The 8087-nt window shown below is 71.9% G+C and carries 5 protein-coding genes and 2 pseudogenes; 5 read left to right on the top strand and 2 right to left on the bottom strand.

Features of this window, described 5'->3' with window-relative positions:
• The first annotated feature begins 405 nt into the window (after positions 1-405).
• Both aceA and aceB read left to right on the top strand, forming a co-directional pair.
• The gene (gene aceA / locus GH736_RS13330; protein WP_159604043.1) at positions 406-1743 is read left to right on the top strand and encodes an isocitrate lyase; all 1338 of its coding nucleotides are present in this window, start codon (positions 406-408) and stop codon (positions 1741-1743) included.
• A gap of 37 nt (positions 1744-1780) precedes the next feature.
• Positions 1781-3487 (top strand): malate synthase A, encoded by a 1707-nt coding sequence (aceB, locus tag GH736_RS13325; protein WP_235934176.1) that lies wholly within the window; start codon positions 1781-1783, stop codon positions 3485-3487.
• A gap of 84 nt (positions 3488-3571) precedes the next feature.
• On the opposite strand, the gene GH736_RS13320 is transcribed toward aceB, so the two are convergent.
• A complete protein-coding gene (locus GH736_RS13320; protein WP_159604041.1) occupies positions 3572-4951 on the bottom strand; it encodes an ATP-binding protein in 1380 nt (459 codons plus the stop codon).
• 51 nt (positions 4952-5002) lie between these two features.
• On the opposite strand from GH736_RS13320, the gene GH736_RS13315 reads away from it, so the two are divergent.
• Together GH736_RS13315 and GH736_RS13310 are read left to right on the top strand one after the other, a co-directional pair.
• Positions 5003-5563: a GNAT family N-acetyltransferase gene (locus tag GH736_RS13315; RefSeq protein WP_235934174.1), complete on the top strand. Its 561-nt coding sequence runs from the start codon at positions 5003-5005 to the stop codon at positions 5561-5563.
• A 53-nt stretch (positions 5564-5616) separates the two neighbouring features.
• Entirely contained in the window at positions 5617-6528 is a 912-nt protein-coding gene (locus tag GH736_RS13310; RefSeq protein WP_159604037.1) for a bifunctional helix-turn-helix transcriptional regulator/GNAT family N-acetyltransferase, read from the top strand.
• 38 nt (positions 6529-6566) lie between these two features.
• On the opposite strand, the pseudogene GH736_RS13305 reads toward GH736_RS13310, so the two are convergent.
• A pseudogene (locus GH736_RS13305) lies at positions 6567-7481 on the bottom strand (cryptochrome/photolyase family protein); the annotation flags it as partial.
• On the opposite strand from GH736_RS13305, the pseudogene GH736_RS13300 reads away from it, so the two are divergent.
• Positions 7387-7932 (top strand): annotated as a pseudogene (locus tag GH736_RS13300) (LysE family translocator); the annotation flags it as partial. The pseudogenes GH736_RS13305 and GH736_RS13300 sit on opposite strands and share 95 nt — an antisense overlap.
• Positions 7933-8087 lie beyond the last annotated feature (155 nt).

Below are 8087 nucleotides of genomic sequence, written 5' to 3'. Positions count from 1 at the left end.
CCGCCGGTCGCGCCGCCCGCACGCTCGGCTGGGTGCCCGAGCACGCGAGCGTGATCGACGACGTGCAAGCCGCGCGCGAGGCATCCGCCGCCTGACCGCGCCCCGCACCGAAATGTAGGAACATCCGGGCGACCCGCCGTCCGTGCTCGCGCCGCCGCGCCGCTCGGCCCCCGGATGTTCCTGCATTTCGGCGGGCAGAGGAGCGCGATGGGCCCGGGCAGGGGCGGTGGTGGGGAAGCGGTTCTTCCGCCGCGCAGAAGAACCGGGGAAGTTCACCCCCGGGATCGCCCTCGGCAGGGGTGTCGAGGCCCGCAGAGTGGATGCACCGCCCCACGGACGGCGCCGCAGCAGGCGTCACGACAGGGGCACCGACGCATCCGCACGCTGCACCGAAGGAGCACCCCGATGAGCACCCCGAACCGCCCAGGCGACCAGGCCCAGACCGCGGCCGAGCTCCAGCTCGAATGGGACGCGAACCCCCGCTGGGACGGCGTCCGCCGCGACTACACCGCCGAGGACGTCATCGCCCTGCGCGGCCCCGTCCGTGAGGAGCGCACGCTCGCACGCCGCGGCGCCGAGCGGCTCTGGCAGGACCTCCAGCAGAACACGGGCACGGCGTTCGCGCCGCAGGAGGACCCCCAGTGGTCGGCCGCGCTGGGGGCCCTCACCGGCAACCAGGCCGTGCAGCAGGTGCGCGCCGGGCTGAAGGCGATCTACCTGAGCGGTTGGCAGGTCGCCGCCGACGCGAACCTCAGCGGCCAGACCTACCCCGACCAGTCGCTCTATCCGGCGAACTCGGTGCCGGCCGTCGTGCGCCGCATCAACAACGCGCTGCTGCGCGCCGGCCAGATCGAGCAGGGCAGCGAGGCGCAGACCGGCATCTCCGACTGGATGGCCCCGATCGTCGCCGATGCCGAGGCCGGCTTCGGCGGCCCGCTCAACGCGTACGAGCTCATGCACCAGATGATCGAGGCGGGCGCGGCCGGCGTGCACTGGGAGGACCAGCTCGCGAGCGAGAAGAAGTGCGGCCACATGGGCGGCAAGGTGCTCATCCCGACGTCGCAGCACATCCGCACGATCAACGCGGCTCGCTTGGCGGCGGATGTCGCCGGCGTGCCGTCGATCATCATCGCCCGCACCGACGCGCTCGCCGCGACGCTGCTCACGAGCGACCACGACGAGCGCGACCGACCGTTCGTCACCGGCGAGCGCACCGCAGAGGGCTTCTACGAGGTGCGGAACGGCATCGAGCCGGTCATCGCCCGCGGCCTCGCGTACGCCGAGTACGCCGACCTGCTCTGGGTGGAGTCGGCCGAGCCCGACCTCGACCTCGCGCGCCGCTTCGCCGAGGCCGTGCACGCGAAGTTCCCGGGCAAGCGCCTGAGCTACAACTGCTCGCCCTCGTTCAACTGGAAGCGCCACCTCGACGACGACCAGATCGCGACGTTCCAGCGCGAGCTCGCGTCGATGGGCTACGCGTTCCAGTTCATCACCCTCGCGGGCTTCCACGCCCTCAACCACTCCATGTTCACGCTCGCCAAGGACTACAGCGAGCGGCACATGAGCGCCTACGTCGAACTCCAGGAGGCCGAATTCGCCTCGGAGGCATCCGGGTACACCGCCACGCGCCACCAGCGCGAGGTCGGCACCGGGTACTTCGACCAGATCGCCACCGCGCTGAACCCCAACAGCGCAACCCTCGCCCTCGTCGGATCGACCGAGGAAGACCAGTTCAACCACTGACCCCCCACCGGGTCGCACGAACTCCGAGGAGAAGACCATGAACACCACGCCCACCATGACGCTCGAACGTGAGCGAACGGATGCCGCGGCATCCGCTCACCGCACCGAACGCACCGAACCCACGCCGGCCACCGACAGCTTCCGCACCCATGAGCCACGCATCGAGGTGACGGCCCCGCTCGGCGAGCGGTACGACGAGATCCTCACGCCCGAGGCGCTGCGGTTCCTGGCCGAGCTGCACGACCGGTTCGCGCACACCCGGCACGACCTGCTCGCCGTGCGGCTGCAGACCCGCGTCGACGCGGCGAACGGCCGCGACCCGAGGTTCCTGCCCGAGACCGCCTGGATCCGCAACGACCGGTCGTGGCGCGTCGCGGGCGCCGGCCCGGGCCTCGAGGACCGTCGCGTCGAGATCACCGGACCGACCGACCGCAAGATGGCGATCAACGCGCTGAACTCGGGCGCGAAGGTGTGGCTCGCCGACCAGGAGGATGCCACGAGCCCGACCTGGGCCAACGTGATCGAGGGACAGCTCACCCTCTTCGACTTCGTGCGGGGGAACCTCGAGTACACGAGCCCCGAGGGTCGCGAGTACCGTGTCACGGCGGCCGAGACGCCCACCGTCGTGATGCGCCCGCGCGGCTGGCACCTCGTGGAGAAGCACCTGCGGTTCCACGACCGCGCCGGCCGGGCGATGCACGCCTCGGGCTCGCTCGTCGACTTCGGGCTGTACGCCTTCCACAACGCGCAGCGCCTCATCGGCGGCGGACGCGGCCCGTACTTCTACCTGCCGAAGCTCGAGTCGCACCGCGAGGCGAAGCTGTGGAACGACATCTTCGTGTACGCGCAGGACGCACTCGGCATCCCGCAGGGCACCATCCGCGCGACCGTGCTCATCGAGACGATCCAGGCCGCGTTCCAGATGGACGAGATCCTCTACGAGCTGCGCGACCACTGCGCGGGCCTCAACGCCGGCCGCTGGGACTACATCTTCTCGATCGTGAAGACGTTCCGCTCCCGTGGTCGCCGCTGGGTGATGCCCGACCGCAAGGCCATCACGATGACGGTGCCGTTCATGCGGGCGTACACCGAGCTCCTCGTGGCGACCTGCCACCAGCGCGGCGCGCACGCCATCGGCGGCATGAGCGCCTTCATCCCCGACCGTCGTGACGCCGGCGTCACCGAGCGCGCGCTCGCCGCCGTGTCCGCAGACAAGCGCCGCGAGGCATCCGACGGCTTCGACGGCACCTGGGTGGCGCACCCCGATCTCATCCGCACGGCGCGCGCGGAGTTCGACGCGGTGCTCGGCGACCGGCCCAACCAGGTCGACCGCCTGCGTGACGACGTCGACGTGACCGCGGCGCAGCTGCTCGACATCCCGTCGATCGGCGGCGAGGTCACCGAGGCGGGCGTGCACGACAACATCTCGATCGCGATCCGCTACATCGAGTCCTGGCTGCGCGGCACGGGCGCGGCGGCCATCGACCACCTCATGGAGGATGCCGCGACGGCCGAGATCTCGCGTTCGCAGGTGTGGCAGTGGCTGCACGACAACACCGTCACCGCCGAGGGCACGCGCATCGACCAGACGTCGATCGTCCGCATCATGGCGGCGGCCGTGGCCGAGCTGCCGCGGTTCGAGGGCGACCGGTTCGATGACGCGATCTCGGTGTTCCGCACCGTGGCGCTCGAGCCCGAGTTCCCGACCTTCCTCACGGTGGGGGCGTACGCCCGGTTCCTCTGAGGCGAGCCGAAGAGAGTCGAGCAGGGCGAGCGGATGCCGCGGGCGGGACCCCGCGGCATCCGCTTCGCCGCGGCATCCGCCCGCTCAGCGCAGTGGCACGCCCACATCGCTGCCGCCCTCGGGCGTGAGCCGGGCGTTGACCTTCACGAGGGAGGGGGTCGGCACGAACCCGCCGGCGAAGAGGGCCTCGCCCTGCCGGAACCACGGGGACCTGGCGAGCAGCGCCACCGGCGCGTAGCCGAAGTAGGTGCCGAGCTCCTCGAGGTCGACGGGCGAGGTCATCTTCATGAGGGCGAGGTTGTCGCACTGCGAGATGATCCCGGGGTGCACCTTCGACGGCCGCTGCGTCGAGAGCAGCAGCCACAGCCCGAACTTGCGGCCCTCGGCCGCGATCTGCACGATGCGGTCGCGCACGGCGACGGCGAGCGGCGAGTCGAGCTGGGGCGAGCAGAGGTTGTGCGCCTCGTCGATCACGAGCAGCACGGGCCGTCGCTCCTCGCGCCGCTCCCAGAGGTCGTCGAGCAGCGAGAGCGCCACGACGAGCTGCTGCTCGGGCGTCGAGAAGCCGCCGAGGTCGAGCACCGTGGCATCCGGTCGCTCGGCCACGACGTCGGTGACGGCGGTCTCGCCTCCCGCCCAGACCTCCCAGTCGAGCACGCCGAGGTTCTCGATGCGTTCGGCGAGCGGATGCTGGTCGCCGCCGACCTGCGCGGCCTCGAGCATGGGTATCAGCTGGTCGAGCTCACCGGCGCGCAGGAGCTCCTGCATGTGGATGAGCGAGTTGTACTCGTCGCGGTCCGCCACGGGGTCGAGCCGCAGCACGGCCGCCTTGGACGACCGGTTCATGTCGAGGAACCGCGCGCGGAGGCGGTGCTCGCCCTGACCGCGGGCACGCAGCACGCGGATGTCGCGGGCCGCGAGCGCCTCAGCGGTGGGGCCGGTCGAATCGGGGTTGAGCTCGCCGAGGCGCACGAAGTCGGAGTTCGGGTCGAAGATCACGACGGGCAGGGCGGTGTGCGCGATGAGCTGCTCGAGCACCACGCCGAGGGCGTAGGTCTTGCCCGATCCGCTCTGCCCGCACCAGAACGTGTGGCGGTTGAACCGGCGCGGCAGCAGCTTCGCCGGTCCGCCCGGCTCGGTGAGGTTGCGCCCCACCTCGAGGAGTGCGCCGGTCGTGGTGTGCAGCACGTCGATCGTCGCGGCGTCGACCTCCTCGACGGTGCCCGCCTCGAAGGCGTGGCTTCGGGCGGTGTCGAGCGCGCCCTCGCCGAGGATGCCGATGAGTCGCCCGCGCAGGCGTGCCGGGATCGTCTCCGACCGTTCCTCCACCAGGGCCAGCTGGCGCTCACCGGTCCCCGTGATGATGACGAGCGACCCGGCGACGAGGCTCGACCCACTGGCATCGGCGACGAGGAAGGAGCGCCCGTCATCGGAGCGAGCGGTCAGCGTGTTCACGGCATCCATGGGCCGATCATGCCACCCTGCAGTGTCGCCGCTCTGGAAGAATCGGTGTTCGTGCCAGACCTCACGATCAGGAGGGCGGGTGCAGCGGATGCCGCGGCCCTCGCCGAGCTCGCCGGCGACACCTTCCCGCTCGCCTGCCCGCCGTCGACGACCGCCGAGGCGATCGCCTCGTTCATCGCCGCGAACTTCACCGTGGAACGCATGGGGGAGTACCTCGCCGACCCGGGCCGCACGCTGCTGCTGGCGGAGGAGCCCGCCGGCGACGACGGCGACCTCGGTCACCTGGTCGGCTACTCGATGCTCATCGCGGGCGAGCCGGCCGATGCGGATGCCGCGGCGGCCGTCGCGGCGCGGCCGGCGATCGAGCTCAGCAAGTTCTACACGCGTGCGCTCGCGCACGGGTCGGGGGTCGTCGCGGGACCGCTCATGGCCGCGACGCTCGAGGCGGCAACCGCGACGGGCGCCGTCGCCGCATGGCTCGGCGTGAACGAGGAGAACGCCCGCGCGATCCGGTTCTACGAGAAGCACGGGTTCGCGAAGGCGGGTCGCAAGCGCTTCCGCGTCGGCGACCGGCTCGAGCACGACTGGGTGCTGGCGCGCGTCCTGCCCTGAACATCTGGCCCGTTTGCTTGCGGCGCTCGGATTACCTGACTAAGGTCAGCAATATGTCAGCACGCGCTGAAACCTCCGCCGAGGATCGCGCCGCGATCGACACCGTGCGCGCCTTCAACCGCATGGTCACGAGCCGCATCGGCGCCCTCGAGGACCACTACCTGGGCAGCGACCGCTCGCTCGGCACCTCCCGCGTGCTCTGGGAGGTCGCGGGCGACGGCGCCGAGGTGCGCGCCGTCCGGGAGCGGCTCGGGCTCGATTCGGGCTACCTGAGCCGACTGCTCCGCTCGCTCGAACGGGAGGGCCTCGTGACCGTCGAGGCAGCGGCATCCGCCGACTCCCGCGTCCGCACCGTGCGGCCCACCGACGCGGGTCGAGCCGAGCGCGCCGAGCTCGACCGCCGCAGCGATCAGCTCGCGGCATCCGTGCTCGAACCGCTCAGCGACGGCCAGCGCGCCAGGCTCGTGGAGGCGATGGGCACCGTGATGCGGCTCCTCGAGGCGGGACTCGTGCGCGTCGAGCCGGCGGATGCCGCGTCCGACGATGCCCGGCGGTGCCTCGCCGCCTACTACGACGAGCTCGCGCGTCGGTTCCCGAGCGGCTTCGACCCCGGTCGGAGCCTGCACCCCGACACGCACGAGTTCGCGGAGCCGACGGGCCTGTTCGTGCTCGCGCGGCTGCACGGCCGGGCGATCGGATGCGGCGCCGTGCTGTTCCACGACGACGAGCCCGCGTACGTCAAGCGCATGTGGGTCGACGACGCCGTGCGCGGCATGGGGGTCGGGCGGCGCATCCTCGCGGCGCTCGAGCAGGCCGCACGGGATCACGGCGCGGCATCCGTCACCCTCGAGACGAACGCGAGCCTCACCGAGGCCATCGCGATGTACCGCGCGTCGGGCTACGTCGAGGTCGAGCCGTTCAACGACGAGGTCTACGCCGACCACTGGTTCGAGAAGCGGCTCTAGCGGCGTCGCGCCGCGTCGCCCCGAGGCGACTGGTCTGGTCAGCCGCGAGCGGCCTTCACGTGCTCGTACGCATCGAGCGCCGCCGCGCGGGTCGCCTTCAGGTCGACGATCGGCTCGGGATAGTCGTCGGTGCCGACCTCGGGCACCCAGCGGCGAACATAGGCGCCGTCGGGGTCGAACTTCGTCGCCTGCAGCTCGGGGTTGAACACCCGGAAGTACGGCGCGGCGTCGGCGCCGGAGCCCGCGACCCACTGCCAGTTGAACGGGTTGGCCGCCGCATCGGCGTCGACGAGCGTGTCCCAGAACCACTGCTCGCCGCGGCGCCAGTCGATGAGCAGGTTCTTCGTGAGGAACGACGCGACGACCATGCGCACGCGGTTGTGCATGGTGCCGGTCGCCCAGAGCTCCCGCATGCCGGCGTCGACGAGCGGCACGCCGGTGCGGCCCTCCTCCCAGGCCCGCAGGGCGGCCGGATGCAGCCGTGGCCACGGGAACGCGTCGAACTCCGCGCGCCAGTTGCGCGTCGCCAGCTCGGGGGAGTGGAACAGTACGTGCCAGGCGAACTCGCGCCAGCCGAGCTCGGTGCGGAACCGGTTCGCGCCCTCGCCGCGGGCCCTGCGCTCGCGCAGCGCGTGCCAGACCTCGTAGGGACTCAGCTCGCCCCAGCGGAGCCGTGGGGAGAGGCGGGAGGTCACGTCGAGGGCGGGGCGGTCGCGTCCGTCGGCGTAGTCGGCGAGGCCGTCGGCGGCGAACTCGTCGAGCCGCTCGTGCGCCGCGAGGGTGCCGGGCCTCCACGCCGCGCGCAGCCCGCCGGCCCAGTCGGGGCGCGTGGGCGGCAGCTCCCAGTCGTCGAGGTCGTCGCTCGCGCTCGGCCGCCTCGGCGGCTTGCTCAGCGTGCTCGGCAACGCCATCGGCATGATCCCGCTCGTGGCGGCCGTCGCCCTCGGCGTCGGCGCGCTCGTCGCCCAGTCGGTCGTGCTCTTCACGATCATCAAGTTCGCGGGCGCGCTGTACCTCGTCTACCTCGGCATCCAGGCGATCCGGCACCGAGCGGATGCCGCGGCCGCCGTCAACGGCGAGGTCGCGCCTCGCTCGCACTGGCGCCAGCTCGGCGAGGGCTTCGTCGTCGGCGTCACCAACCCGAAGACGATCGCCTTCTTCGTCGCCGTGCTGCCGCAGTTCGTCGACTTCACGGCCGGATCGATCCCGCTGCAGCTCTTCGAGCTCGGCGTCGTGTTCATCGTGCTCGCGTTGCTCTGCGACTCGGTCTGGGCGCTCGCGGCGAGCGCGGCGCGCGACTGGTTCGCCCGATCGCCGAAGCGTGCGGCGCACCTCGCCGCGACCGGCGGCGTGATGATGATCGGCCTCGGCGGGGTGCTGGCCCTCACGGGCAACAAGCACTGAGCGGCACCGGCCGACGCGCGCCCTGACAGGCGGAACGGCGGATGCCCCGCCCCCACGGGGCATCCGCCGTTCCAGTCTCAGTGCGGCCGCCGGCCTACTCGGCGGCGGGCCGCGTCGCGGCGATCGGCTCGCCGGGGCCGGCTGCGGGGACCGCG

Origin of the sequence: Agromyces humi (assembly GCF_009720255.1) — a bacterium.
Taxonomy (GTDB): domain Bacteria; phylum Actinomycetota; class Actinomycetes; order Actinomycetales; family Microbacteriaceae; genus Agromyces; species Agromyces humi.
Note: the sequence above shows the minus strand (reverse complement) of the source record. Positions and strands in the feature narration are given on the sequence as shown.

Bases quoted from the DNA above. Each gene is read 5' to 3' on its own strand.
- GH736_RS13310 (WP_159604037.1), top strand. From the start codon at position 5,617: ATGTCAGCACGCGCTGAAACCTCCGCCGAGGATCGCGCCGCGATCGAC.
- aceA (WP_159604043.1), top strand. From the start codon at position 406: ATGAGCACCCCGAACCGCCCAGGCGACCAGGCCCAGACCGCGGCCGAG.
- aceB (WP_235934176.1), top strand. From the start codon at position 1,781: ATGAACACCACGCCCACCATGACGCTCGAACGTGAGCGAACGGATGCC.
- GH736_RS13320 (WP_159604041.1), bottom strand. From the start codon at position 4,951: ATGGATGCCGTGAACACGCTGACCGCTCGCTCCGATGACGGGCGCTCC.